The following is a 25,389-nucleotide window of genomic DNA, read 5'->3' on the forward strand; positions in this document are numbered from 1 at the left end:
CATAAATGCGACATAGATTTGCGACATCTCGTCGCTAAATTTGTGAGCGTCTGTGTCGGTGTGTACAATGACCTCCCTTTTGCCCCTGCAAAGCCGGCGAACGTTCGGCGTGGAAGGTAACTGGTTGAATTGAAAAGAAATTTGCCTCGATATAAGAGGCAGCCTGGTGAGAAAGTGTCTATGAAAGCAGGTCTGTACCAACCCGATGAATTCAAGGATAACTGCGGTTTCGGCCTGATTGCCCATATGCAGGGCGAGCCCAGTCATACCCTTTTGCAAACGGCCATCGAGGCCCTGACCTGCATGACCCACCGCGGTGGGATCAACGCCGACGGCAAGACCGGTGACGGTTGTGGCTTGCTCATTCAAAAGCCCGACCTGTTCCTGCGCGCCATCGCCAAACAGCATTTCGCGGTCGAGCTGCCCAAGCAGTACGCCGTGGGCATGGTGTTTTTCAACCAGGACCCGGTCAAAGCCGAAGCCGCTCGCGAGAACATGAACCGCGAAATCCTCGCGGCCGGCCTGCAACTCGTCGGCTGGCGCAAAGTGCCGATCGACACCAGTGTGCTCGGCCGCCTGGCCCTGGAGCGCCTGCCGCAGATCGAACAGGTGTTCATCGCGGGCGACGGCCTGAGCGACCAGGACATGGCGATCAAGCTGTTCACCTCGCGTCGTCGCTCGTCCGTGTCGAATGCCGCCGACACCGACCACTACATCTGCAGCTTTTCGCACAAGACCATCATTTATAAAGGCCTGATGATGCCGGCGGACTTGACCGCCTTCTATCCGGACCTGAGCGATGAGCGCCTGCAAACCGCGATCTGCGTGTTCCACCAGCGCTTCTCCACCAACACCCTGCCGAAATGGCCGCTGGCCCAGCCATTCCGCTTCCTCGCCCACAACGGCGAGATCAACACCATCACCGGCAACCGCAACTGGGCCGTGGCCCGTCGCACCAAGTTCGCCAACGATTTGATGGACCTGGAAGAGCTCGGCCCGCTGGTCAACCGCGTCGGCTCCGACTCCTCCAGCATGGACAACATGCTCGAACTGATGGTCACCGGCGGCATCGACCTGTTCCGTGGCGTGCGGATGATCATTCCGCCTGCGTGGCAGAACGTCGAGACCATGGACCCCGATCTGCGGGCGTTCTATGAGTACAACTCGATGCACATGGAACCGTGGGACGGCCCGGCCGGCGTGGTCATGACCGACGGCCGCTACGCGGTGTGCCTGCTCGACCGTAACGGTCTGCGCCCGGCGCGTTGGGTGACCACCACCAACGGTTTCATCACCCTCGCGTCGGAAATCGGCGTGTGGAACTACCAGCCGGAAGATGTGATCGCCAAAGGCCGCGTCGGTCCTGGCCAGATCCTCGCCGTGGACACCGAAACCGGGCAGATCCTCGACACCGATGCGATCGACAACCGCTTGAAGTCCCGTCACCCATACAAGCAATGGCTGCGCAAGAATGCCCTGCGCATCCAGGCGACCATGGAAGACAACGACCACGGTTCGGCGTTCTACGACATCGACCAGCTCAAGCAGTACATGAAGATGTACCAGGTCACGTTCGAAGAGCGCGACCAGGTGCTGCGTCCGCTCGGCGAGCAAGGCTACGAGGCGGTCGGCTCGATGGGCGACGACACGCCGATGGCCGTGCTGTCCCAGCGCGTTCGCACGCCATACGACTATTTCCGCCAGCAGTTCGCCCAGGTGACCAACCCACCGATCGACCCGCTGCGTGAAGCCATCGTGATGTCCCTGGAAGTGTGTCTCGGCGCCGAGCGCAACATCTTCCAGGAATCGCCTGAGCACGCCTCCCGTGTGATCCTCAGCTCGCCGGTCATTTCCCCGGCCAAGTGGCGTTCGCTGATGACCCTGGAGCGTCCGGGCTTCGACCGCCAGATCATCGACCTGAACTACGACGAGAGCCTCGGCCTTGAAGCTGCGGTGCGCAATGTCGCGGACCAGGCCGAAGAAGCCGTGCGCGCCGGGCGTACCCAGATCGTGCTGACCGACCGTCACATCGCACCGGGCAAGCTGCCGATCCACGCCTCCCTGGCCACCGGCGCGGTCCATCACCGCCTGACCGAAAAAGGCCTGCGCTGCGACTCCAACATCCTCGTGGAAACCGCCACCGCCCGCGACCCGCATCACTTCGCGGTGCTGATCGGTTTCGGCGCCTCGGCGGTGTACCCGTTCCTCGCCTACGAAGTGCTCGGTGACCTGATCCGTACCGGTGAAGTGCTGGGCGACCTCTACGAGGTGTTCAAGAACTACCGTAAAGGCATCACCAAGGGCCTGCTGAAGATCCTGTCGAAGATGGGCATCTCCACCGTCACTTCCTACCGTGGTGCGCAGTTGTTCGAGGCCATTGGCCTGTCGGAAGAAGTCTGCGAGCTGAGCTTCCGTGGCGTACCGAGCCGCATCAAGGGTGCGCGTTTCGTCGACATCGAAGCCGAGCAGAAAGCCCTGGCGGCCGAAGCCTGGAGTGCGCGCAAGCCGATCCAGCAAGGCGGCCTGCTCAAGTTCGTACACGGTGGCGAGTATCACGCCTACAACCCGGACGTGGTCAGCACCCTGCAAGCCGCCGTGCAGCAGGGCGACTACGCCAAGTTCAAGGAATACACCGCGCTGGTGGATAACCGCCCGGTGTCGATGATCCGCGACCTGTTCAAGGTGAAAACCCTGGATACGCCGCTGGCCCTCAGCGAAATCGAACCGCTCGAATCGGTCCTCAAGCGCTTCGACTCCGCCGGTATTTCCCTGGGCGCCTTGTCGCCCGAGGCGCACGAAGCCCTGGCCGAAGCCATGAACCGCCTGGGTGCGCGTTCCAACTCCGGCGAAGGCGGCGAAGACCCGGCGCGCTATGGCACCATCAAGAGCTCGAAAATCAAGCAAGTGGCGACTGGCCGTTTCGGTGTAACTCCGGAATACCTGGTCAACGCCGAAGTGCTGCAGATCAAAGTCGCCCAGGGCGCCAAGCCCGGTGAAGGCGGCCAGTTGCCAGGCGGCAAGGTCAATGGTCTGATCGCCAAGCTGCGTTATGCGGTGCCGGGCGTGACCCTGATCTCGCCACCGCCGCACCACGACATCTACTCTATCGAAGACTTGTCGCAGCTGATTTTCGACCTCAAACAAGTCAACCCGCAGGCCCTGGTCTCGGTGAAACTGGTCGCCGAAGCCGGCGTGGGCACGATCGCCGCCGGTGTGGCCAAGGCCTATGCCGACCTGATCACCATCTCCGGCTACGACGGCGGCACCGGCGCTTCGCCGCTGACCTCGATCAAGTACGCCGGCGCTCCGTGGGAGCTGGGCCTGGCCGAGACGCATCAGACCCTGCGCGGCAACGACCTGCGCGGCAAAGTCCGGGTGCAAACCGACGGCGGCCTGAAAACCGGCCTCGACGTGATCAAGGCCGCGATCCTCGGCGCCGAAAGCTTCGGCTTCGGCACCGCGCCGATGATCGCCCTGGGCTGCAAATACCTGCGCATCTGCCACCTGAACAACTGCGCCACCGGCGTCGCCACTCAGAACGAGAAGCTGCGCAAGGATCACTACATCGGCACCGTCGACATGGTGGTGAATTTCTTCACCTACGTCGCCGAAGAAACCCGTGAGTGGTTGGCCAAGCTGGGCGTGCGCTCCCTCGAAGAGCTGATCGGCCGCACCGATCTGCTGGACATCCTCGAAGGCCAGACCGCCAAGCAACAACACCTGGACCTGACGCCGCTGTTGGGCAGCGATCATATCCCGGCCGACAAGCCGCAATTCTGCCAGGTGGACCGCAACCCACCGTTCGACAAGGGCCTGCTGGCCGAGAAGATGGTCGAGATGGCCGCTTCGTCGATCAACGACGCCAGCGGCGGCGAATTCAGCCTGGACATTTGCAACTGCGACCGTTCCATCGGCGCACGCATCTCCGGCGAAATCGCGCGCAAGCACGGCAACCAGGGCATGGCCAAGGCGCCGATCACCTTCCGCTTCATGGGCACCGCGGGCCAGAGCTTCGGCGTGTGGAACGCCGGTGGCCTGCACATGTACCTGGAAGGTGACGCCAACGACTACGTGGGCAAGGGCATGACCGGCGGCAAGCTGGTGATCGTTCCGCCTAAAGGCAGCGTCTACAAGACCCAGGACAGTGCCATCATCGGCAACACCTGCTTGTACGGCGCCACCGGCGGCAAGCTGTTCGCCGCGGGGACCGCCGGTGAGCGTTTCGCCGTGCGTAACTCCGGTGCCCACACCGTGGTGGAAGGCACTGGCGATCACTGCTGCGAGTACATGACCGGGGGCTTTGTCGCGGTACTGGGCAAGACCGGTTACAACTTCGGTTCGGGCATGACCGGCGGTTTCGCCTACGTGCTCGACCAGGACAACACCTTCGTCGACCGGGTCAACCACGAGTTGGTCGAGATCCAGCGGATCAGCGGCGAAGCGATGGAATCCCACCGTAACCACTTGCAGCACGTGCTGGACGAGTACGTCGAGGAAACCGGCAGCGAATGGGGTCGTAACCTCGCCGAGAACCTTGATGATTTCCTGCGTCGTTTCTGGCTGGTCAAGCCCAAGGCTGCCAACCTGAAATCGTTGCTTTCCAGCATCCGTGCCAACCCGCAGTGATATGCGCCTGAAGAGTTTGATGAGGTTTTAACATGGCTGAACGTCTGAATAACGACTTCCAGTTCATCGATGTCGGGCGCAAAGATCCGAAGAAGAAACTGTTGCGTCAACGCAAGAAAGAGTTCGTGGAAATCTACGAACCCTTCAAACCCCAGCAGTCGGCCGACCAGGCCCACCGCTGCCTGGGGTGCGGTAACCCGTATTGCGAATGGAAGTGTCCGGTACACAACTTCATTCCCAACTGGCTGAAACTGGTGGCCGAGGGCAACATCCTCGCCGCCGCCGAGCTGTCGCACCAGACCAACACCCTGCCGGAAGTCTGCGGCCGGGTGTGCCCGCAGGACCGTCTGTGCGAGGGTGCCTGCACCCTCAACGACGGTTTTGGCGCGGTGACCATCGGTTCGGTGGAGAAGTACATCACCGACACCGCCTTCGCCATGGGCTGGCGCCCGGACATGTCCAAGGTCAAGCCGAACGGCAAGCGCGTCGCGATCATCGGCGCGGGCCCGGCGGGCCTGGGCTGTGCCGACGTGCTGGTGCGTGGCGGCGTGACCCCGGTGGTGTTCGACAAGAACCCGGAAATCGGCGGCCTGCTGACCTTCGGCATCCCCGAGTTCAAGCTGGAAAAAACCGTGCTGAGCAATCGTCGTGAAGTGTTCACTGGCATGGGCATCGAGTTCCGCCTGAACACCGAAGTCGGCAAAGACGTGACCATGGAACAACTGCTCGCCGAATACGATGCGGTGTTCATGGGCATGGGCACCTACACCTACATGAAGGGCGGCTTTGCCGGCGAGGACCTGCCGGGCGTGTACGACGCGCTCGACTTCCTGATCGCCAACGTCAACCGCAACCTGGGCTTTGAAAAGTCGCCGGAAGACTTCATCGACATGAAAGGCAAGAAGGTCGTGGTGCTGGGCGGTGGCGACACCGCGATGGACTGCAACCGCACCTCGATCCGCCAGGGCGCCAAGTCGGTGACCTGTGCGTATCGTCGTGACGAAGCGAACATGCCGGGCTCGCGCAAAGAGGTGAAGAACGCCAAGGAAGAAGGCGTGAAATTCCTCTACAACCGCCAGCCGATCGCGATTGTCGGTGAAGACCGCGTCGAAGGCGTGAAGGTGGTCGAGACCCGTCTCGGCGAACCGGACGCCCGTGGCCGTCGCAGCCCCGAGCCGATCCCGGGTTCCGAAGAGATCATCCCGGCCGACGCCGTGGTCATCGCCTTCGGCTTCCGCCCAAGCCCGGCGCCGTGGTTCGAGCAGTTCCAGATCCAGACCGACAGCCAGGGCCGCGTCGTCGCCCCGGAACAAGGCCAGTACAAGCACCAGACCAGCAACCCGAAGATCTTCGCCGGTGGCGACATGGTGCGCGGCTCTGACCTGGTAGTGACGGCGATCTTCGAAGGCCGCAACGCCGCCGAAGGTATCCTGGACTACCTGCAGGTCTGACCCCGATCCCGAGTTGAAATGGGATCAATATGTGGGAGGGGGCTTGCCCCCGATAGCGGTAGTCCAGTTAAAGATACTGAGACTGACACACTGCAATCGGGGGCAAGCCCCCTCCCACATTCGGTTTTGATGTGCCCAAGAGATTGTCGTAAATCAACCCGATAGATAAAAGGCACGGCTCATCCCGTGCCTTTTGCGTCGCGCTCTGAGAAAATGCCCGTACTTTTTTTGCGGATGCCGACATGACTGCCCTCAAGAACGACCGTTTCCTTCGTGCCCTGCTCAAGCAGCCCGTAGACGTCACCCCTGTGTGGATGATGCGTCAAGCCGGTCGCTACCTGCCGGAATACCGCGCCAGCCGCGCCCAGGCCGGCGACTTCATGAGCCTGTGCATGAACCCGGAGTTCGCCTGCGAAGTCACCCTGCAGCCGTTGGACCGCTACCCGGAGCTGGATGCGGCCATCCTCTTTTCCGATATCCTCACCATTCCTGACGCCATGGGCCAAGGCCTGTACTTCGAGACCGGCGAAGGCCCGCGTTTCAAGAAAGTCATCAGCACCCTGGCCGACATCGAAGCGCTGCCGATCCCGGACCCGCACAAAGACCTCGGTTACGTGATGGACGCCGTCAGCACCATCCGCCGCGAGCTCAATGGCCGCGTGCCGCTGATCGGCTTCTCCGGCAGCCCCTGGACCCTGGCCACCTACATGGTCGAAGGCGGCTCGTCGAAAGACTTCCGCAAGACCAAGGCCATGCTCTACGACAACCCGCAGGCCATGCACCTGCTGCTGGACAAGCTGGCGCAGTCGGTCACCTCGTACCTCAACGGCCAGATCATGGCCGGCGCGCAAGCGGTGCAGATCTTCGACACCTGGGGCGGCAACCTGTCGGCGGCGGCGTACCAGGAGTTCTCCCTGGCCTACATGCGCAAGATCGTCAGCGGCCTGATCCGCGAACACGAAGGCCGTAAAGTGCCGGTGATCCTGTTCACCAAGGGCGGCGGCCTGTGGCTGGAAAGCATCGCCGATGCCGGCGCGGATGCCCTGGGCCTGGACTGGACCTGCGACATCGGCGACGCCCGCCGTCGCGTCGGCAACCAGGTTGCCCTGCAAGGCAACATGGACCCGACGGTGCTGTACGCCAAGCCAGAAGCCATCTGCACCGAAGTCGGGCGCATCCTGGCCAGCTACGGCAAGGGCAGCGGGCATGTGTTCAACCTGGGTCACGGCATTACGCCGGAAGTGAACCCGGAACATGCCGGCGCGTTCTTGCGCGCGGTGCATGAGTTGTCGGCGCAGTATCACGAGTGATCGCCGCCGAATGAAAAACGCCCGGCTTATGCCGGGCGTTTTTGTTTGTCAGGCCGTTTGCAGCGGCGGCAATTTCGCCAACTTCAACGCCACCAGCAACGCGCCGAGCAACAGCGCGACGATAAACCCGCCAATCCCGTTCCACCCGGCCAAATGCCAGAAGACCCCCCCCGTGGTGCCGGCGACGCTTGACCCCGCGTAGTAGCAGAACAGGTACAGCGACGACGCTTGCCCCTTGGCTTTCACCGCGCGACGGCCGATCCAGCTGCTGGCCACCGAGTGCGCGCCGAAGAAACCGAAGGTGAACACCAGCATGCCGGGTATCACCAGCCACAGCGGAGTGAACAGGGTCAGGCCGATGCCGCCAAGCATCGACACGATGGTGGCCCACAGCACACGGCGGCGGCCGAGGCGGTCGGCCAGCGCGCCGATTTTCGCCGAGCTGTAGATGCCCGAGAGGTACACCAGCGACAACAGGCCGACCACGGCCTGGCTCAGGTCATACGGGTCGGCCAGCAGGCGATAGCCGATGTAGTTGAACATCGTCACAAACGCGCCCATCAGCAGGAAGGCTTCGAGGAACAACCACGGCAGGCCCGCGTCCTTGAAGTGCATGACGAAGCCGTCCACCAGGCTGCGCGGCTTGAGGCTGCTGGCGCGGAAGTTGCGCGATTCGGGGAGGATTTTCCAGAACACCGTCGCGGCGATCAGGGCCAGGGCGCCGATGATCAGCACGGCGGTGTGCCAGCTGACGAAGTCGATCAATACGCCGATGATCAGGCGCCCGCTCATGCCGCCGATGGCGTTACCGCCGATGTACAGGCCCATGGCCAGGCCGATGTGCTGCGGGTGGATCTCTTCGCTCAGGTAAGTCATCGCCACGGCAGCCAGGCCACTCAGCGACAGCCCCAGCAGCGCGCGCATCAGCAGAATCCCTTCCCAACTCGGCATCAGGCCGCTGGCGATGGTGGACAGGGCGGCACAGAACAACGCGGCGACCATCACCGGCTTGCGCCCCAGGGTGTCGGAAATCGGCCCGGTGATCAGCAGGCCCAGGGCGAGCATCGCCGTGGACACCGACAGCACCAGGCTGCTTTGCGCCGCGTTGATGGAAAATTCGTGGGACAACGCCGGCATCATCGGCTGCACGCAATACAGCAGGGCAAACGTCGCGAAGCCGCCGCAGAACAGCGCCAGCACGGTCCGCATGAACATCGGTGTACCTTTTTCGATGTACGTGTCAGTGAGCTGCTCCACCCTCTTATCCAGGGCAGTCAACGGGACTTCTTGAGCGAATGGAGCGACAGCAGATTTCACGGGGACCTCGGGGAGGAAAAGCCTGCCAGGACCGGCAATGCAAAAAAGAATATAGCTGCCTAATGATTCTTTCCAATATATTGTTCGACCTGTTTGATAGCTTTAACGACCTAATGAGGCTGCTATGGAATTACGTCACCTGCGGTACTTCATCGCCGTCGCCGAAGAGCTGCATTTTGGCCGGGCCGCGCAGGTGCTGGGCATCTCGCAACCGCCTCTGAGCCAGCAGATCCAGGCGCTGGAGCACGAGGTGGGGGCGCGTTTGTTCGAGCGGACCAACCGTCGGGTCGAACTGAGCGAAGCCGGGCGCTTGTTCCTGCACGAGGCGCGACTGGTGCTGGCGCAAGTCGATAAGGCCGCGGATGTGGCACGCCGGGCGCAGTTGGGTGAGCTGGGCGAACTGAAGATCGGCTTCACGTCGTCGGCGCCGTTCAATTCGAGCATCCCCCAGGCGATCTTTGCGTTTCGCCAGGCGTTCCCGGCGGTCCACCTGAGTTTGCAGGAAATGAGCAGCACCGAGGTAGCCGAGTCGCTGGTGGATGAGTCGATCCAGGTCGGCTTGATGCGGCCGCTGCCGTTGCCAGACTCGCTGAGTGTGGTGGAGTTGATGCGCGAACCTCTGGTGGCGGTGCTCAACGCCGATCATCCCTTGGTGCAAGGCAGCGAGCGGGGCTTGCACCTGGTGCAGTTGGCCGAGGAGCCGTTCGTGTTTTTCCCGCGCAGCTACGGCAGCGGCCTCTACGCGCAACTGCTCAACCTGGCCCGCGACGCCGGCTTCAGCCCGCGCTTTGCCCAGGAAGCCGGGGAGGCGATGACGATCATCGGGTTGGTCGCGGCGGGGTTGGGCGTGTCGGTGCTGCCGGCGTCCTACCAGCGCATCCGCATCGATGGCGTGGTCTATCGCACCCTGCTCGACCAGGAGGCGGTGACGGCGGTATGGCTGGTGCAGCGCAAGGGCGCGCAAACGCCGATGGCGCAGGCGTTTGTGGAGTTGTTGACGCGTAAGGCGGCGGTTCGCAGCGCGCTTGGGGGGCGGTGAGTTCAGCTGTGTTTTGCCAGCGCTTGCAGAGCCAGGCAGGACGCGGCGATGACAAGCCCACCGGTTTGTGAAGAGGGCGCCGAACGGCGCCCTTTGTCGTTTCCGGGGTTACTGCATCCCCGCCGAACGCAACCCCGCCATGATGTCCCGATCCAGCATGCTCACCCAACGGTTGTAGTTGCGATGGATCTTGCCGTCCTTGTAGCCCAGGTCGCGGCTGTCGCGGTAAGTGATGGCGTAGCTGTTGCGGGTGTAGCGGATGTCGATGGCGGCGTAGAACTGATTGCGCACGGTGATCTCAGCCTGCACCAGTTGCGGGCTCAGGCGTTGCACGGTCCATTCGCGTTTTTGCAGGGCGGTGACGATCACCTGTTTGACTTGTTCTTCGCTGACCTGGGCACCCGCCGGCAAGTCGTGCTGGGTGTTGAGCACCGGTTTGCTGGTGCAACCGGCGCCGGTCAGCAGGGCCAGGGTGATCAGGGTGGCGCGTAGCAAGGAAGACATTCCGTTTTCTCCAGTCGATGTAAAAAGTCAGGACCAGCGGCGGAAGATCAACGAGGTGTTGACGCCGCCGAAGGCAAAATTGTTGTTCATCACGTAGTCGTGGTGCATCTCGCGAAACTCACCTTGCAGGTAATCCAGCTCGCCGCACTGCGGGTCGACGGAATCCAGGTTGAAGGTGTGTACGTACTGGTCGCGGTTCATCATCTCGATGCTGAACCACGACTCCAGCGCCCCGCACGCGCCCAGGGTGTGGCCGAGGAAACTCTTCTGCGAGCTGATGGGCATGCGGCTGCCGAACAGGCTGTTGGTGGCCAGGGTTTCGGCGATGTCGCCCTGGTCGGTGGCGGTGCCATGGCCGTTCACGTAGCCGATGACCGAGGGCTCAAGCCCGGCGTCTTCCAGGGCCAGCTCCATGGCGCGGCGCATGGTTTTCTGTTCCGGGCGCGTGGTGTGCTGGCCGTCGGCGTTGCTGCCGAAACCGACAATTTCGGCGTGGATATGCGCGCCACGGGCCAGGGCGTGTTCCAGTTCTTCGAGTACCAGCATGCCGCCGCCTTCGCCGATCACCAGGCCGTCGCGGCCGCTGTCGTAGGGGCGCGGGCTGGTCTGTGGCGCATCGTTCTTCAGACTGGTGGCGTAGAGCGCGTCAAACACCATGGCTTCGGTGGGGCACAGCTCTTCGGCGCCGCCGGCGAGCATCAGCGGCAGGCGTCCGAACTTGATCGCCTCATAGGCATAGCCGATGCCCTGGCTGCCGCTGGTGCAAGCGCTGGACGTGGGAATCAAGCGCCCGGTGAGGCCAAAGAAGATGCTGATATTCGCCGCCGTGGTGTGGGGCATCATGCGGACATAGGAGTTGGCGTTCAGCCCCTCGGCCACCGAGTTGAGCAGCATGTTGCCGAACGCCTTGATCTCGTCGGTGCTGCCGGTGGACGAGCCGCAGGCCACGCCCATGCGCCCGTCCTTGATCGACTCGTCACCGAGCAAGCCGGCGTCTTTCAGCGCCTGCTCCGCCGCCCACACCGCCAGGCGCGATACGCGGCCCATGCTGCGCAGTTGCTTGCGGGTCCAGTGCGCGGGCACGACGAAGTCGTCGATCGGCCCGGCCAGGCGCGTGTTCAATTCGCTGAAACGGTCCCACTCGTCCATGCGCCGGATGCCGCTGCGGTTGGCGCGAAAGTTGGCGGCGATGGTGTTCCAGTCGCTGCCCAGGGAGGTGATGCCGGCCATGCCGGTTACGACCACGCGCTTCATCAACACAGACCTCCGTTCACGGCCAAGACCTGGCGGGTGATATAGCCGGCTTCGGCCGACATCAGGAAATTCACCGCGCCGGCCACTTCTTCCGGCGTGCCCATGCGCTGCGCCGGGATCATTTTCATCAGCTCTTCGACCGGCACGTTTTCATCGAGCATCGCGGTGTCGATCAGGCCCGGTGCGACGCAGTTGACGGTGATCTTGCGCTTGCCCAGCTCGATGGCCAGGGCCTTGGCCGCGCCGATCAGGCCGGCCTTGGAGGCGCTGTAGTTGACCTGGCCGCGATTGCCGATCAGCCCGGACACCGAGGTGATGCACACGATACGCCCGGCGGCGCGACGGCGGATCATCGGCATCATCACCGGGTGCAGCACGTTGTAGAAACCGTCGAGGTTGGTACGCATCACCACGTCCCAGTCGTCTTCCGACAAGGCCGGGAACGCGCCGTCGCGGGTCAGGCCGGCGTTGAGCACCACGCCGTAATACGCGCCGTGTTGTTCCACGTCGGCTTCGAGGATTGCCTTGCACTCGGCCCGCTCGGAAACGTCGAATTGCAGCACCCGCGCCTTGCGGCCCAGGGCTTCGATCTCGACCTGCACCGCGTCGGCTTCTGCTCGACCGCTGCGGCAATGCAACACGATGTCGTGCCCGGCCTGCGCCAGGCGCAGGGCAATGGCGCGGCCGATGCCACGGCTGGAGCCGGTGACCAGTACGGATTCAGTCATGGCGTTTCGTCCTTCGATTCATCTAAATAGGTGGCCGCCTGGGGCGGTCGAAATACGTTCAAGCGGGCGCTGGCGTGGATACCGTCGCCGGTCAGGTGGCATTCGAACACACCCATGCCGTTGTCGTCTTCCAGGGAGCGCAGGCCGTGGATGGTCAACTCGGCACCGGCCGGGAAGTGCTCCACGTTGCACTCGAACTTACGCGTGCCCAACAGGAAGCCCAGCTCCACCGCCTGGCCGTTCTGGCGCGCGCGGCAACCGGCATAGGCGGCGACGCTTTGCGCCATCAGCTCGATGCCGACCCAGGCCGGCAGGCTGCCGTCGGGGCGGTTGAACAAGCCACCGGGCTTGACGGTGAGGCGGGTGTGAATCTGCTCTTCGTCGAACGACAGCACCTGGTCGATCAGGATCATGTCGCCCGCGTGGGGCAGCAGTGCGGCGAGTGGCCAATCGATCATGGGGCCTCTGCGATAATCAGGCTGACATTATTGCCGCCGAAGGCAAACGAGTTGCTCATCAGGCAGCGTTTTTTCAAGGTGTCACCTCGGCGTGCCCACTGCAAGGCAGGCAGCGCCGGGTCGGCCTGGCCGTCCCATACGTGGGGCGGCAGCCGGCCGTGGGCCAGGCTCAGCCAGCAGAACGCCGCTTCCAGCGCGCCGGCCGCGCCCAGGGTGTGGCCGCTCATCGGTTTGGTCGAAGAACAGGCCACGCCGTCGGGGAACAGGTTGGCGACGGCCAGGCTTTCCATGGCGTCGTTGTGTTGGGTGGCGGTGCCGTGCAGGTTCAGGTAGCCGATCTGCTCCGGCTTCAAGCGCGCGCTGGCCAGGGCCTTGCGCATCGCCAGCAACGCGCCTTTGCCAGTGGGCTCCGGCGCGGAAATATGGTGTGCATCGCAACTCGCGCCACTGCCTAGCAGCGCGATGGGGGCGGGCTCGCGAGTCATCAAAAACAACACCGCCGCTTCGCCGATGTTGATGCCGTTGCGGTTCACCGAAAACGGGTTGCAACGCTCGCTCGAGACCGCCTCCAGCGCGGTAAAGCCGTTAAGCGTCAGCTTGCACAGGCTGTCGACGCCGCCGCAGATCACCGCATCGCACAGGCCCAGCTCCAGCAGGCGCCGGGCACTCATCAACGCGCGGGCGCTGGAGGTGCAGGCGGTGGAAATCACATAGGCCGGGCCGCTCAGTTGCAGCCAGTCGGCGAGGAAGTTCGCCGGGGCGCTGAGTTCCTGTTGCTGGTAGTCGTAGTCGTCGGGGAACCGATGATCGCTCAGGTAACGGGCAATGCCGCGACTGGCTTCGTCGATGCCCGAGGTGCTGGTGCCGAGCACAATGCCGACCCGCGCCGCGCCGTAGCGTTGGATCGCCTGGCGGATCTCGCTGTCGATCTGCAACGCGGCTTCGAGCAGCAACTGGTTATTGCGGCTGCTTTGCTGGCCCAGCTCGGGCGGGATGGTCGCCAGTGCGCCCGGTACGCCGGCAACCGGCAACACGCACTCCGGCACCCAGTCGCTTTCGGCGCGCATGCCGGAGCAGTCGCCGGCAAACAGGCTGCGGCTGACGTCGGCCTGGCCGCGCCCGAGAGCGCAGATCACGCCGAGGGCATTCAGATACGCGGTCATCGCGCCATTCCCAGCGGGGTGATGCGATAGCTCAGCGGTTGCCCGCGCATGTTCACGCTGAACACCTCGGATGACTGATAGACGATTTGCCAATGGCCCGGCAGGGTGCGTGTCAGGTCCATCGCTTGGGCGTTCGGGTACAGCGCGCGGAGGTCATCCGCCGAAGTCAGTGCAAACAGCAACGCGGCGAACAGCTCGCGCGCCTGGGGATTGGGCGGCAGCAACCCGTCGGCCTGCCACTGGCCGTCGATCAGCTTCTGCCGGGCCTGGGGGATACCCAGCGGGTCCATCATCGACCAGCGGATCGCGTTGCCTTCGCGCTGGATCACCAGCAACCAGTCCTGGCTCTGGCCGTCCGCCAGGCGCTGCACGTGCAGTTGCATCGGCAAGGCCAGGGCCGGGTTTTTTGCCGGCAAGGGCGGTTGGCTGGCGCAGGCGCTCAGCAGCAACAGGCAGCCGATCAGCAGCGCACGCATCATGGTGTCGCGCTCGCCAGGGGTTTGCGTGCCACGCAGTTGACCAGGGTTTCTTCGCGCTGGCCCACCGGCGGAGCCTGGCGCAGGCCCCAGCGTTCCAGCAGGCCGAAATCGCTGGCCCGGCTCCACCACAGGTATGGGTAGGAGACGTTCTGCGCGCCGAATTCAAAGCCCTGCTCGTGCAGCATCTGCAGGTACTCTTCGGCGCTTTTCTGCACCTGCATGGGGTGGCGGAACAGCCAGCGAATCACCCAGGTGTCGATATAGGCTTCGGTGGACTCGGCAAACAGCAGATAGCCGCCGGGCTTGAGGACCCGGTAGAACTCTTTCAATGCGCGGTGCTGCTCAACCAGATGATGGAAGGTCTGGTGGCAGAACAGGATATCGACGCTGGCGTCGGCGACGTCGAGGGTGGCGCAGTCGCTGCCGATCAGCTCGACCTCCAGCCCTTGGTGCGCGGCTTCCGCCTTGCTCAGCTCAAGGCTGTGCGGGTCGGCATCCAGCCCGATCAGGCGGGACGGCGCAAACACTTGCTGCAACAGCTTGAAGGATTTGCCCTGGCCGCAGCCGGCGTCCAGCAGTACCGGCGCCACCGGCAGCGGTTCGCTGAACAGGCTGCGCAGGTCGTTGATCGCCACGCGCAACACATGGTGCTGCCAGGTGTGGCTGCGCAGGAACCAGAAGCCGAACTTGGTTTCTTCGACGTAGTTCTTACTCAAGTACTGACTGCTCACACGGCATCCCCTGCACAAATTTCCGACAACATCCGTAACCGCCGCTTGGGCTCGCTGACAAACGGGTTGCGCTCGTCCCAGGCGTAGCCGGCGAGGATCGAACTGATCATCCGGCGAATCTCCGGCGAGCTGCCGGCGTGAAAAATAACATCCTGGAACGTCCCGGCGTACCAGCCTTCGACGTAGCAGCGGAAGGTGTCGACGCCGCGCTTCAACGGCTCGGCAAACTCGCGCTGCCAGTCCACGGTTTCGCCGTTGAGCTGACGATGCAGCACGCCCGCGGCCATGCTCGCCGAACGCATGGCGATGGTCACGCCGGAGGAGAACACCGGGTCGAGGAATTCTGCCGCGTTGCCCAGCAGCGCAAAGCCCGGGCCGTGCAAGGTTTTGACGTTGGCCGAGTAGCCGCCGATGGTACGCGCGGGGGTATCCCACACGGCGTTCTGCAGCACGCTGCTGAGGCTTGGGGTTTCGTCGATGAACCCGCGCAGGCACGCGTCCAGGTCGTTGTCGCGGCCGGCGAAATGTTCCTTGGCCGCCACTACGCCCACGGAGCAACGGCCGTTGCTGAACGGGATGGTCCAGAACCAGATGTCGCGCTGGGTCGGGTGGGTCGTCACGAGGATCTTGGTGCGGTCGAAGCCTGGGTGTTCGATGCGGTCCTCGACATGGCTGAACACCGCCTGGCGCAACGGGAAATCCGACGGCGCTTCCAGGTCCAGCAGGCGCGGCAGGACGCGGCCGTAGCCGCTGGCGTCGAGCACGAACTTGGCTTTGATGTGGTACTCGCTGCCGTTCTCCCGGCGCACATGCAGGTAGTGGGTTTCACCGCTGAAATCCACGCCGACGATGGTTTCGCCGTAACGGATGTCGACGCCTTGCAGCGCCGCCTGATCGGCCAGCAACTTGTCGAACTCGCCGCGCTGCACCTGGAAGGTGGTCGGCTTGCCGTGGCTGAACGTATCGCCGAAATCAAACGCACTGTAGCGCTCGCCCCAGGCGAATGCGGCACCGGTTTTCACCTGGAAACCCGCGGCCTGCACGGCGTCGAGCATGCCGGCCTCTTCGATAAAGTCGATGCAGTGCGACAGCAGGCTTTCACCGATCGAAAAACGTGGGAAATGCTGGCGCTCGATAATCAATACATCATGCCCTTTACGCTTTAACAGCGCTGCAGCGATGGCACCGGACGGGCCGGCACCGATCACCACCACCTGGCGACGTTCCATTTCAACTATGGGCACGAGGGCTCCTTGCCGCTTTGGCGATAATCACATTCATGAGGCGTGCTTCTGTCGGCCGGCCCAGGGCGCCAGCATAAAGCTGAAGGCCAGGCCCAGGCTGACCGACAGGCCGAAATTACTCACCGCGGGTGTACTCGACAGCGCCAGCAGGCCGAACGACAACCAGGTCGTCAGTGCCGCCAGCAGTGTTCCTAATAGGCTGACCGCAGGCCCGCCGATCTGTTCACGCATCAGGATCGCGTAGTCGACGCTGATGGCGGTGACCAGCAGCAGGCCGAACAGGCTGAACAGCGTCAGCGGCTGGCCCAGCCAACCGAGGCTGGCCAGGCTGCACAGCGCGGCCAGCAACGGCAGAGCGACGATGCGCAGCGCGCCGCCAAAGCCGAAGGGCACGATCAGCAACAGCACGATCAGCCCGCACGACATCAACTTCAATTCAGCCGCGCTGATCTGCGTGGCGGCGAACACCCGGTTCAACTCCCCCAGGCGATCCACCAGTTGCACCCCCGGCAAATCCGCGGCCTGCACCTGCAGCAGCGCCGGGTCGCTCAAGCCTTGCAGGCTGATCATGGCTGCCACACCGCCGTCGACCGGGCCCAGCCACAGCGTGCGCCAGGGTTCGGCCAGCGGCCCGAGCAGTGCAGCGTCGATGTCTTGGGTGGGCAGCGCTTGCAGTTGAGCGACTTCGGCTTGCAGCGCGCCGACGGGCACGCCGAGGTCCAGCAGCGGTTGCCAGTGCGCGGGAAGTGCATTCAGCGCCTCGCGCAGCTGTTGTTGCTCGGCGGGCAGGTTGACCAGTTGGTTCAGCGCCAGATAACCCTGGAGCTTGTCCATATTCACCAGCTGTTCCAGGCGCTGGCCCAGGGCGGCCTGGCGTTCCAGCAACTGCTGCTGATTGTCGGCGCGCACCAGGAAGAACTGGCTGGTGGGTTGGAACCCGGTGATCCGCGCCACGGCCTGGGCTTCCTGCAGCAATTGCGGCGGGGCGCCGATCCACTGGCGCAGATCGTTTTTACTGTTCAACTGCCACAAGCCGCCGGCGCAAAACAGCAGCACCCACACCAGCAGCACCGCGCTCGGCACGCGCTTGATCAACCCGGAACGCATCAGCCACAGGCGCTCGGCGATGCGCAACGGCCATTGCGCCGGGCGCAGGTCGACACCCTTGAGCAGCGCCGGCAACAGGCACACGGCCGACAGGTACGCACCGACCAGGCCGGCAGCGGAGAATACGGCGATCTGGGTCAGCGCCGGGAACGGCGTCCAGGCCAGCGCCAGGTAACCGATGCAACTGGTCGCCAGGCTCAGGCTCAGGCCCGGCAGGGTCAGGCGCAACGCCGGCCAACTGCGCCACGGCTGCAGGCTCCAGCTTTTCGACAAATAGTGCAGCGGGTAGTCCACCGCCACGCCGATCAGGCTGGAACCGAGCACCAGCGTCATCACATGCATATGCCCGAACAGCGCCACACAGGCCACCGCGCCGAACAGCATGCCCACCAGCACCGGCACGAAGGCCAGCAGCACGCGCCAGCGGCGGAACGCCAGGAGCAACAGCAGCAGAATGCCGAGGGTGGCGCCGCCGCCGACCCAGGTGATTTCGCGGCTGGCTTGCTGTTGCCCGCTGGCAGCGTAGAGCAAACCGCTGGCCGCGAGCAGTTGCGCGCCGTGCTCGGTGGCCTGGACGCGACTGGCCTGGAGCAGGTCCGCGACCTGCAGGGGCAGTTTCATATCGAAGGCATTGCCGGTGGTGCGCGCACGCAGCAGCACCCAGCTCTTGCCGTCGGCATCGGCGATCAATGCGCCGCTGCCGATATCCAATTGCACCGCGCCGCTCTGCGGCTGGCTGTTCTGAATGCGTCCGGTCAGGCCCAGCCAGTCGTCCTGGCTCGGCACCAGGCTGAACCCGGTGAACGGGTCGAACAGCGCTTGCACGCGCTGCTGGATGAAGGCGTCGGGGTGGTCGATCAGTTGCTCGCGGTCCTTGGCCGCGAGCATCGACAAACGCCCGCGCAACAATTGCGCGCGCAGTGCCGGCAGGTCGGCTTGCAGGTTCCATTGGACCTTTTCAAACAGGCCGCTGGCTTGCCAGCGCGCGCCCAGTTGCTCGGCCACGTTGACCGCTTGCTGGCGGTCGGCGTGCCCCACGAGGACCAGGATTTCGCGGTTCAACGGTTCCTGCATGCGCTGTTCGGCTTGCAGTTCGAGGGCGTCCGGCGTGTTGCCCGGCACCAGTTCCATCAGGTTGGCCGACAACGGCGCGCCATGGCGCCATTGCCAGCCGGCCAGGGCCAGCACGGCCACCAGCAGGGTCAGGAACAGGCGCGGCAATAAACGCTCACTGGGCAAAGTCGTGTTGCTCCGCATCGCTCAGGGGAAGGTCGGCGCTGCTGTCCTGCATGCGCAGCACGGTGCTGTCGCCCTGGGTTTCCAGCAGTTCGATGCTGTGGACCAGCGTGCCGCCGTCGATATTGATCTGCTTGAACACTTGCTTGAGCAGCAGCGAGCGCGGGGTCAGCGTCAACTGCCACTGCTCGGCTTCGCCCTGCAGTTGCAGGTCGAAGTCACGCTGCAAGCCGCTGCTGTCGCCCTGCAGCACGGCGAGGAACAGGCGGTTCTGCTCGGCCCCGGCGCTCTTGTTCGGCAGCGTCTGCCAGCCGTTGGCGTCACGCCGCGCAATGCCTTGGGTACTGATGCGGTAATCCTGTTGCAGCGGGGTTTTGAGCAGCCACAGCAGGCCGTGGTCTTTGGCCAGGACGAAGGTGCCTTTGCTGACCAAGGGCTGCGGCAGGGCGCGCAGGTGTTTTTCCTGGATGAAGCTGCCGTGGATCACGCTGGGTTTGGCCAACTGATCGCTCAGTTGCTGCAGATCGAACCCATGGGCCGCCGCCGAAAAACCAAACAACGCGAACACTGTAGGAGCGAGCTTGCTCGCGAAAAACCTGAGGGCACCGCGGGGTGTCAGGTGGCCAGCGTTATCGTTGACGATCTTCGCGAGCAAGCTCGCTCCTACAGGGGTCAGCATTTCAGGGCCTTTTCGATCGCGTCGATGAAGACGGTAGGGGACGCCAGTTGCATCTCGCGGCTGGCGATTTGTACCGCTACTTGTACCGTGCTGGCACGGGTCAGGCGTTCGCCGCTGGTACGGTCGGTGATCAGGTAATTGACCTTCAAGCGGTTCTCCCACTCCACTAGGCTGGCGCGCACGTTGAGCGTCTGGCCGAAGGTGGCGCCGCGCACATAGCGCAGTTGCATGTCGATCACCGGCCAGGCGTAGCCCGACTCGAGCATCGCTGCGTAGTTATGGCCGATCTTGTCGAGCAGGGCGCAGCGGGCGATTTCCAGGTACTTCACGTAGTGCCCGTGCCAGACCACGTTCATGGTGTCGATGTCGAAAAACGGCACGAGGATTTCCGTGTCGCAATGCAGTACGCCCGGGCTACGCATGCAGCCTCCAGTGTTGCTCGGCGATGCGTTGCAGGCACAGGCGCAGCTCGCCTTCGAGGGCGCGGTCTTCGATCACCGGCGGGAAGTCCTTGGCCAGCTCGCTGTGCATCGCTGCCAACGCCGGCGGCAATGGGCGCGCCTCGGCGGCCTGGGCGCGCAGCCACACGCCCTGGTTGGCGGCGAGCAGGGTGGCGGCGGCGACCTGTTCGGTCAGCTCCAGCACACGGATCGCATCGCGGGCGGCGATGGTGCCCATGCTCACTTTGTCCTGGTTGTGGCACTCGGTGGAGCGTGAAAACACGCTGGCCGGCATGGTGTTCTTCAGCGCTTCGGCGGTCCAGGCGCTGGTGCCAATCTGCACCGCCTTGAAGCCGTGGTTGATCATCGCGCGGTCGGCCGGGGCGCCGGACAGGTTGCTCGGCAGGCCGTGGTTGTAACGCACGTCCACCAGCAGGGCGAGCTGGCGGTCGAGCAGGTCGGCGACGTTGGCCACCAGGGTCTTGAGGCTGTCCATGGCGAAGGCGATGTGCCCGCCGTAGAAGTGCCCGCCGTGCAGCACGCGCTCTGCTTCGGCGTCGATGATCGGGTTGTCGTTGGCGCTGTTGAGTTCGATCTCGATGAACGAGCGCAGCCAGTTCAGGCTGTCGGCCAGCACGCCGAGAACATGGGGCGCGCAACGCAGCGAGTAGCGGTCCTGCAAACGGTGCAGCGGCGCAGTCGGCGCATCGATGGCCAGGTCTTGGCGCAACCACGCGGCGACTTGCATCTGCCCCGGGTGCGGCTTGGCGGCGAACAGGCGCTCGTCGAAGTGTTCCGGGTTGCCTTGCAGCGCCACCACGTTCAGCGCGGTGATGCGCGTGGCCAATTGCAGCAGGTAATCGGCGCGGGCGAAGGCCAGGCAGGCGAGGCCGGTCATCACGGCGGTGCCGTTCATCAGTGCGAGGGCTTCCTTGGGCCGCAGGACCAGCGGCGCCCAGCCCAGTTCGCGGTGGACGTCGATGGCCTGGCGGCGTTCGCCACGGAACAGCACGTCGCGTTCGCCGGAGAGCGTCGCGGCCACGTAGGACAGCGGCGTCAGGTCGCCGCTGGCGCCCACCGAGCCTTCTTCCGGGATCAGCGGCAGCACGTCGTGTTCGAGGAACGCGTGCAGGCGTTCGAGCAGTTCCACGCGCACCCCGGACACGCCGTGGCACAGCGACTGCAAACGCGCCGCGAGCACGGCGCGGGTGGCTCGCGCGTCGAGCAACTTGCCCAGGCCGCAACCGTGGAAGGTGTACAGGTGCCGCGGCAGGGCTTCGACGTGCTGCAACGGCACCGCCACCACGCACGAGTCGCCATAGCCGGTGGTCACGCCGTAGATCACGCCTTCCTTGTCCAGCAGCGAGTCGAGGAACTGCGCGCCCTTGGCGATGCGCTGGCGATACGCGGCATCATCCTGCAAGTGCGTGGGCGCCTGACGATTGGCCAGGGCCAATACGTCTTCAATGCGCAAAGCGCGTTCGCCAAACGTTACCGGCTCAAGATGCGTCGTCATCGGTCTTCCAGAAAGGGTAAAAGTTGAACCATTGTTGGGGCGCTTCCAGGCAGAACTGGCCCAGGCGTGCGGCGTAGCGTGCGGTCCACAGGGCGATGACCTGTTCGCGGGTGCTGCGTTTCCATTCGATCAGTTGGGCAAACGGTTCGATGCTCAGGCGATAGCGGCCCTGGTGCTTGAGGCACATCAGCAGGTTGACCGGGCATTTCAGCAGGCCGGCCAGCAGCCACGGGCCCTGGGGGAAGGCGGCGTCATGGCCGAGGAAGTCCACGCGCACCGTGCGCCCGCCGTGCAGTGGCACGCGGTCGCCGGCAATCGCCAGCCATTCGCCGTCGTCCAGGCGCTGGCTGAGCAGCAGCATGGTCGCCGGGTCCAGCTCGCTGACCTGGATCAGGCGCAAATGGGTCGCGCCGGCTTCGCCCAGCAGGCGGTTGAAGCGTTCGGCGTGCTTGGTGTGGACCAGCACGTTCATGGTGACTTTTTCGCCGATCTCCGCGAGCGCGCGGCACACTTCGAGGTTGCCCAGGTGCGCGCCCACCAGCATCTGCCCGCGTTCGCCGCGCAGTTGGCCGCGCAATTGCGCCGGGTCGTGGATTTCGATCTGCTCGATGCGCAGCTTGCCGTTCCACACGTCGAGCTTGTCCAGCAGCGCATCGGCAAATGCCATGAACTGGCCGAAGACTTTACGCAGGGTCGGGCGCAGCTCGTCACGGCCGCTCCATTGCGCCAGGCGCTGCTGGTATTGCCAGGTGCTCTGGCGCGCGGTACGGCCGAACAGGAAGAAGTACAGCACGATGCCGTACAGCAGCGGGCTCAACAGCCGGCGCCCGAGCAGCCTGGCGGCGACTGCGGTGAGCTTCATCAACCAGAAACTGCCACGCTCTTCGCGGTCGGCCCAGTGTTTGCTGCTGTCGCTCATGCCTGCCACCGTCGCCACAGAATCATCGGTGCGCGCACCAACATGCCGAAGAACAGCCGGGTGTGCATGGCCGAGATACGCACGTTGTCGCGGAACAGGCGGAAGTGCGACAGGCCATCGGCGGGGTAATGCACCTTCGTCGGCAGCCAGCGCATCGGCTGGTTGCGCCAGGCCAGGCGCACCAGGATGTCCGAGTCGAAATCCATGTGGGTGCCGATGTAGGCCGAGTCCATCAGCGCCAGGGTCGGCCCCAGCGGGTACACGCGAAAGCCGCACATCGAATCGCGAATCTGCAGCGACAGGGTGTTGATCCACACCCACACGTGGGTCAGGTAGCGTGCGTACAGGCGGCCCTTGGGCACGCTGTCGTCGTATTCGGGGTAGCCGCAGATCACCGCCGTGGGGTGTCGGCGCGAGGTGTCGATGAAGCTCTCGACTTCGCGTAGGTCATGTTGGCCGTCGGCGTCCACTTGCAGGGCATGGGTGAAGCCCAGGCGCGCCGCTTCGCGAAAGCCGGCCATCACCGCGCTGCCCTTGCCTTGGTTGTTCGGCAGGGTGAGCAGGCTGACGTTGTCGAGGGTTGCCAATTGCGCCAGCACCGCCGCGCACGCCGGGCTGCTGCCATCGTCCACCAACAGGCATGGCAGGCCGCTGTCGAGCAGGCTGTGGACCACGGCCGGCACGGCGGTTTCATGGTTGTAGACCGGGATCAGGGCGCAGGGGTTATGCATGCGCAGGCTCCAGTTGAATCCGGCCACTGGAGCAGGCTGCGACGCCGCTGCGGTAGGCGAAATACAGCTTGCTGCGTTGCGGGTCGAAGCGCAGGTGCAGTTCGACGTGGTCGCCGGGGCGCACCAGTTGCTGGAACTTGAGCACTTCCATGCCGGCAAAGGTCGCTGGCAAGTCGAGCAGTTGCTGGCCGAGGTTGAACGCCCACTCGACCTGCACCACGCCCGGCAGCACCGGCGTCACCGGGAAGTGGCCGCTGAAGTAGGCCAGGTCCGGCGGGATGCTCAGTTGCAAGGTCCATTCGCCATCGGCTTCGACTTGCTCCAGCACCTCCGGGGCTTTCGGCCGGGGCGCCAGCAGCAGCGCTTCGATCTCGGCCTGGGGCAGCTTGCCTTGGCTGTTCAGCGGCAACTGTCGCAGTAAACGCCAGCGACGCGGCAAGGCCAGGGCTTCGCAGTGCTGGCTCAAGTGTTGGCGCAGGGTTTGCGTGACGGTACGCCGGCCCTGGTTGCGCAGGGCATGCAGGCCGTCGGCGCTCAGCACCACGAGAGCGCCGAGGCTGGCGCGGTTTTCCTGGACCACGCCCAGGCGCGTTTCGGCGACCCAGGGGTGCGCCATCAGGGCCTGTTCGAGCATGGGCAGGGAGATACGTTTTTCTTCCAGTTTGACGATGCGATCCAGGCGCCCGAGCAGCTCGAAGCGGCCGTCGGCATGCAGGCGGGCGGCGTCGGCGGTCTGTTCGATATGCCCGGCGGGCAGGTACGGCGAGGCAATGCGCAGGGCTCCGTCGGCGTCCTGGCTCAGTTCTACCTCGGCGAACGGCTGCCACGGCTGCGCGCCTTGGCGCCAGGCAATGCCGCCGGTTTCCGAGCTGCCGAGGATTTCCGTCGGCCATTGCTGCAAGCGTTCGTACAGGCTGGCGGCCGCGTCGATGGGCAGGGCGCCGCCGGAGGAGAACACCCGGGACACTCGGCTCAGGGCCGGCCAGTCGAGGTTGTCGCCCATCCGCTTGAGCAGCGCCGGGCTGGCGACCCAGGCGAACCGTGGGTGCTCGCGGCTGGCGCGCTGCAAATCCTCCGGGAAGGCCAGCTGGCGGCGCACGAAGCTGCGGCCGGCGCACAACGGCCACAGCACGCGGAACAACAGGCCGTAGATGTGTTGGGTGGCGACGCTGCCGATGATGCAGGCGTCGTTGAGGTCCGCGCCCCACAGCGTTTCCAGGGCCTGCACCTCGTTGGCCAGCTGGCGCAGGGTCTTGTCGATGCGCTTGGGTTCGCCGCTGGAGCCGGAGGTACACAGGCTCAATTGGCACGCATCCAGGTCGAGGGCGGCCGGGCTCAACGGCGCCTGATACAACGCGTCCAGGTCCGCGGCGTCGGTCAGCCAGGTGTCGACGGCGTCGGCCCAGCGTTGTCGAGTCTGCGGTTGCAGGTCGGCGGGCAGCAACACGCCGACCCCGGCGCGCCAGGCCCCCAGCAGGGCGATCGCCAGCAGGCCGGCGTCTTCCAGATGCACCGCCACGCGCTGGATACCGCGCGCGTGCAGGCCTGCCGCCAGGCGCAGGGATTGCTCCCACAGCTGGGCGTGATTCATCGCAGGCTCGGTGGTGACCAAGCGCTGTTCCAACGGCTCAAGCAGCAGGTGCTCAAGTTTCAACCCATTCATACGCGGCCTCGAACCCTTTGTCGTACCAGCCATTCCACGGCAAACAACAGCCCCATCAGCCCGTAGGCGATCAGGCCGTTGTACAACGTCCACCAACTCAGCGGCGCCCACAGGGTGAGGGCGGCGGCCAGCAGGCCATTACACAGAAAAAACACGCTCCACACCACGGTGACCTGGCGCGTATACACAATGGCTTTCGGCGGCAGTTGCGGGTCGGTCATGCGTGCCAGGCGCTCGACCATCGGCGGGCCGTATTTCAGGCTCAGGCCGAACAGCGCCAACATGAACGCGCTGACCAGGCTCGGGTACCAGCGCAGCAGGTGCGGGTTGTCGAACCAGGCCAGGGCCAAGCAGAACAGGATGATCGCCACCGCCATCCAGCGGCTGCCGGGGCGCCGCGCACCCGTGAGCGCGCGCAGCAACCACAGGCTGCCGAGCAGCAGGCCGAATTGCCACGGTGCAAAGTGCTCGGTGCCGTAATACACCGCGAAAGGGTACAGCAACCCCGCCAGCAACAGGCCAAGGCCGATCAGCCGGCTCATGCGGCCGGTTGGACCAGACGGTACACCGCCTCAACCACGTCGTTCACGGTACGCACAGCCTTGAACTCTTCGGCGGCGATTTTTTTGCCGGTCTGGCGTTTGATGTGGTCGATCAGGTCCACGGCGTCGATGCTGTCGATTTCCAGGTCCTGGTACAGGTTGGCTTCGAGGGTGATGCGTTCAGGTTCCAGTTCAAACAGTTCCACCAAGGCAGCGCGCAGGGTGTTGAAAATATCGTCACGAGTTTGCATG

General features: G+C 64.4%; 22 protein-coding genes. 4 read left to right on the forward strand and 18 right to left on the reverse strand.

Annotated features, from left to right (window positions below; all coding sequences use genetic code 11):
- The first annotated feature begins 180 nt into the window (after positions 1 to 180).
- From gltB to hemE, 3 genes are all read left to right on the forward strand, one after another.
- Positions 181 to 4,626, forward strand: coding sequence for a glutamate synthase large subunit (gltB, locus tag LQ249_RS02990; RefSeq protein WP_057003636.1), 4,446 nt, complete (start codon positions 181 to 183; stop codon positions 4,624 to 4,626).
- Between the two features lie 32 nt (positions 4,627 to 4,658).
- The gene (locus LQ249_RS02995; RefSeq protein ID WP_017849854.1) at positions 4,659 to 6,077 is read left to right on the forward strand and encodes an FAD-dependent oxidoreductase; all 1,419 of its coding nucleotides are present in this window, start codon (positions 4,659 to 4,661) and stop codon (positions 6,075 to 6,077) included.
- A gap of 242 nt (positions 6,078 to 6,319) precedes the next feature.
- Positions 6,320 to 7,387: a uroporphyrinogen decarboxylase gene (gene hemE / locus LQ249_RS03000; RefSeq protein WP_017849853.1), complete on the forward strand. Its 1,068-nt coding sequence runs from the start codon at positions 6,320 to 6,322 to the stop codon at positions 7,385 to 7,387.
- A gap of 48 nt (positions 7,388 to 7,435) precedes the next feature.
- Here the strand turns inward: hemE and LQ249_RS03005 are convergent, their stop codons facing one another.
- Positions 7,436 to 8,704 carry an MFS transporter gene (locus LQ249_RS03005; RefSeq protein ID WP_232566182.1) on the reverse strand — a complete coding sequence of 423 codons (1,269 nt, stop codon included), beginning with the start codon at positions 8,702 to 8,704 and terminating at the stop codon, positions 7,436 to 7,438.
- Between the two features lie 124 nt (positions 8,705 to 8,828).
- Here LQ249_RS03005 and LQ249_RS03010 point away from each other — a divergent pair, with 124 nt between their 5' ends.
- Entirely contained in the window at positions 8,829 to 9,743 is a 915-nt protein-coding gene (locus LQ249_RS03010) for a LysR family transcriptional regulator (protein WP_057003638.1), read from the forward strand.
- A 108-nt stretch (positions 9,744 to 9,851) separates the two neighbouring features.
- On the opposite strand, the gene LQ249_RS03015 is transcribed toward LQ249_RS03010, so the two are convergent.
- Genes LQ249_RS03015 through LQ249_RS03095 form a run of 17 tightly spaced genes read right to left on the reverse strand, consistent with a single transcriptional unit; the run spans position 9,852 to position 25,388 of the window.
- On the reverse strand, positions 9,852 to 10,247 hold the full coding sequence (locus LQ249_RS03015) for a hypothetical protein (protein WP_017849849.1): 396 nt from the start codon (positions 10,245 to 10,247) through the stop codon (positions 9,852 to 9,854).
- A 27-nt stretch (positions 10,248 to 10,274) separates the two neighbouring features.
- Entirely contained in the window at positions 10,275 to 11,501 is a 1,227-nt protein-coding gene (locus tag LQ249_RS03020; protein ID WP_046384962.1) for a beta-ketoacyl-ACP synthase, read from the reverse strand.
- Positions 11,501 to 12,229, reverse strand: a complete 729-nt coding sequence (fabG, locus tag LQ249_RS03025) for a 3-oxoacyl-ACP reductase FabG (protein WP_057003639.1) — start codon at positions 12,227 to 12,229, stop codon at positions 11,501 to 11,503. The genes LQ249_RS03020 and fabG overlap by 1 nt, the downstream gene beginning before the upstream one ends.
- Positions 12,226 to 12,687 carry an ApeP family dehydratase gene (locus LQ249_RS03030; RefSeq protein WP_017849846.1) on the reverse strand — a complete coding sequence of 154 codons (462 nt, stop codon included), beginning with the start codon at positions 12,685 to 12,687 and terminating at the stop codon, positions 12,226 to 12,228. Before LQ249_RS03030 ends, fabG begins: the two co-directional genes overlap by 4 nt.
- Positions 12,684 to 13,850 carry a beta-ketoacyl-[acyl-carrier-protein] synthase family protein gene (locus tag LQ249_RS03035; protein WP_057003640.1) on the reverse strand — a complete coding sequence of 389 codons (1,167 nt, stop codon included), beginning with the start codon at positions 13,848 to 13,850 and terminating at the stop codon, positions 12,684 to 12,686. Before LQ249_RS03035 ends, LQ249_RS03030 begins: the two co-directional genes overlap by 4 nt.
- Entirely contained in the window at positions 13,847 to 14,329 is a 483-nt protein-coding gene (locus LQ249_RS03040; protein WP_046490803.1) for a hypothetical protein, read from the reverse strand. The genes LQ249_RS03035 and LQ249_RS03040 overlap by 4 nt, the downstream gene beginning before the upstream one ends.
- Positions 14,326 to 15,060: a class I SAM-dependent methyltransferase gene (locus tag LQ249_RS03045; RefSeq protein ID WP_046384958.1), complete on the reverse strand. Its 735-nt coding sequence runs from the start codon at positions 15,058 to 15,060 to the stop codon at positions 14,326 to 14,328. Before LQ249_RS03045 ends, LQ249_RS03040 begins: the two co-directional genes overlap by 4 nt.
- Complete coding sequence (locus LQ249_RS03050) at positions 15,057 to 16,304, reverse strand: NAD(P)/FAD-dependent oxidoreductase (RefSeq protein ID WP_026140390.1); 1,248 nt, start codon at positions 16,302 to 16,304, stop codon at positions 15,057 to 15,059. The genes LQ249_RS03045 and LQ249_RS03050 overlap by 4 nt, the downstream gene beginning before the upstream one ends.
- Before the next feature lie 33 nt (positions 16,305 to 16,337).
- Complete coding sequence (locus LQ249_RS03055) at positions 16,338 to 18,668, reverse strand: MMPL family transporter (RefSeq protein WP_232566183.1); 2,331 nt, start codon at positions 18,666 to 18,668, stop codon at positions 16,338 to 16,340.
- Positions 18,640 to 19,326 (reverse strand): outer membrane lipoprotein carrier protein LolA, encoded by a 687-nt coding sequence (locus LQ249_RS03060; protein ID WP_046490798.1) that lies wholly within the window; start codon positions 19,324 to 19,326, stop codon positions 18,640 to 18,642. Before LQ249_RS03060 ends, LQ249_RS03055 begins: the two co-directional genes overlap by 29 nt.
- Positions 19,320 to 19,748, reverse strand: a complete 429-nt coding sequence (locus tag LQ249_RS03065; RefSeq protein WP_057003642.1) for an acyl-CoA thioesterase — start codon at positions 19,746 to 19,748, stop codon at positions 19,320 to 19,322. The genes LQ249_RS03060 and LQ249_RS03065 overlap by 7 nt, the downstream gene beginning before the upstream one ends.
- Positions 19,741 to 21,282 carry an HAL/PAL/TAL family ammonia-lyase gene (locus LQ249_RS03070; RefSeq protein ID WP_232566184.1) on the reverse strand — a complete coding sequence of 514 codons (1,542 nt, stop codon included), beginning with the start codon at positions 21,280 to 21,282 and terminating at the stop codon, positions 19,741 to 19,743. Before LQ249_RS03070 ends, LQ249_RS03065 begins: the two co-directional genes overlap by 8 nt.
- Entirely contained in the window at positions 21,266 to 22,201 is a 936-nt protein-coding gene (locus tag LQ249_RS03075; RefSeq protein ID WP_017849837.1) for an LpxL/LpxP family acyltransferase, read from the reverse strand. The genes LQ249_RS03070 and LQ249_RS03075 overlap by 17 nt, the downstream gene beginning before the upstream one ends.
- A complete protein-coding gene (locus LQ249_RS03080; RefSeq protein WP_079442695.1) occupies positions 22,198 to 22,932 on the reverse strand; it encodes a glycosyltransferase family 2 protein in 735 nt (244 codons plus the stop codon). Before LQ249_RS03080 ends, LQ249_RS03075 begins: the two co-directional genes overlap by 4 nt.
- Positions 22,925 to 24,595: an acyl-CoA synthetase family protein gene (locus LQ249_RS03085; protein WP_232566185.1), complete on the reverse strand. Its 1,671-nt coding sequence runs from the start codon at positions 24,593 to 24,595 to the stop codon at positions 22,925 to 22,927. Before LQ249_RS03085 ends, LQ249_RS03080 begins: the two co-directional genes overlap by 8 nt.
- Complete coding sequence (locus LQ249_RS03090; protein WP_017849834.1) at positions 24,592 to 25,137, reverse strand: membrane protein; 546 nt, start codon at positions 25,135 to 25,137, stop codon at positions 24,592 to 24,594. Before LQ249_RS03090 ends, LQ249_RS03085 begins: the two co-directional genes overlap by 4 nt.
- Complete coding sequence (locus tag LQ249_RS03095) at positions 25,134 to 25,388, reverse strand: acyl carrier protein (protein WP_017849833.1); 255 nt, start codon at positions 25,386 to 25,388, stop codon at positions 25,134 to 25,136. The genes LQ249_RS03090 and LQ249_RS03095 overlap by 4 nt, the downstream gene beginning before the upstream one ends.
- Position 25,389: the final 1 nt, after the last annotated feature.

It is taken from the genome of Pseudomonas sp. 7-41 (genome assembly GCF_021233075.1).
GTDB lineage: Bacteria > Pseudomonadota > Gammaproteobacteria > Pseudomonadales > Pseudomonadaceae > Aquipseudomonas > Aquipseudomonas veronii.

Excerpts from the sequence above, each read along its gene's own strand:
- LQ249_RS03085 (WP_232566185.1), bottom strand. The coding sequence starts at position 24,595 with ATGAATGGGTTGAAACTTGAGCACCTGCTGCTTGAGCCGTTGGAACAG.
- LQ249_RS03090 (WP_017849834.1), bottom strand. The coding sequence starts at position 25,137 with ATGAGCCGGCTGATCGGCCTTGGCCTGTTGCTGGCGGGGTTGCTGTAC.
- LQ249_RS03095 (WP_017849833.1), bottom strand. The coding sequence starts at position 25,388 with ATGCAAACTCGTGACGATATTTTCAACACCCTGCGCGCTGCCTTGGTG.
- LQ249_RS03035 (WP_057003640.1), bottom strand. The coding sequence starts at position 13,850 with ATGACCGCGTATCTGAATGCCCTCGGCGTGATCTGCGCTCTCGGGCGC.
- hemE (WP_017849853.1), top strand. The coding sequence starts at position 6,320 with ATGACTGCCCTCAAGAACGACCGTTTCCTTCGTGCCCTGCTCAAGCAG.
- LQ249_RS03010 (WP_057003638.1), top strand. The coding sequence starts at position 8,829 with ATGGAATTACGTCACCTGCGGTACTTCATCGCCGTCGCCGAAGAGCTG.
- LQ249_RS03040 (WP_046490803.1), bottom strand. The coding sequence starts at position 14,329 with ATGATGCGTGCGCTGCTGATCGGCTGCCTGTTGCTGCTGAGCGCCTGC.
- LQ249_RS03065 (WP_057003642.1), bottom strand. The coding sequence starts at position 19,748 with ATGCGTAGCCCGGGCGTACTGCATTGCGACACGGAAATCCTCGTGCCG.
- LQ249_RS03080 (WP_079442695.1), bottom strand. The coding sequence starts at position 22,932 with ATGCATAACCCCTGCGCCCTGATCCCGGTCTACAACCATGAAACCGCC.
- LQ249_RS03075 (WP_017849837.1), bottom strand. The coding sequence starts at position 22,201 with ATGAGCGACAGCAGCAAACACTGGGCCGACCGCGAAGAGCGTGGCAGT.
- gltB (WP_057003636.1), top strand. The coding sequence starts at position 181 with ATGAAAGCAGGTCTGTACCAACCCGATGAATTCAAGGATAACTGCGGT.
- fabG (WP_057003639.1), bottom strand. The coding sequence starts at position 12,229 with ATGACTGAATCCGTACTGGTCACCGGCTCCAGCCGTGGCATCGGCCGC.
- LQ249_RS03015 (WP_017849849.1), bottom strand. The coding sequence starts at position 10,247 with ATGTCTTCCTTGCTACGCGCCACCCTGATCACCCTGGCCCTGCTGACC.
- LQ249_RS03070 (WP_232566184.1), bottom strand. The coding sequence starts at position 21,282 with ATGACGACGCATCTTGAGCCGGTAACGTTTGGCGAACGCGCTTTGCGC.
- LQ249_RS02995 (WP_017849854.1), top strand. The coding sequence starts at position 4,659 with ATGGCTGAACGTCTGAATAACGACTTCCAGTTCATCGATGTCGGGCGC.
- LQ249_RS03030 (WP_017849846.1), bottom strand. The coding sequence starts at position 12,687 with ATGATCGATTGGCCACTCGCCGCACTGCTGCCCCACGCGGGCGACATG.
- LQ249_RS03060 (WP_046490798.1), bottom strand. The coding sequence starts at position 19,326 with ATGCTGACCCCTGTAGGAGCGAGCTTGCTCGCGAAGATCGTCAACGAT.
- LQ249_RS03055 (WP_232566183.1), bottom strand. The coding sequence starts at position 18,668 with ATGCGGAGCAACACGACTTTGCCCAGTGAGCGTTTATTGCCGCGCCTG.
- LQ249_RS03020 (WP_046384962.1), bottom strand. The coding sequence starts at position 11,501 with ATGAAGCGCGTGGTCGTAACCGGCATGGCCGGCATCACCTCCCTGGGC.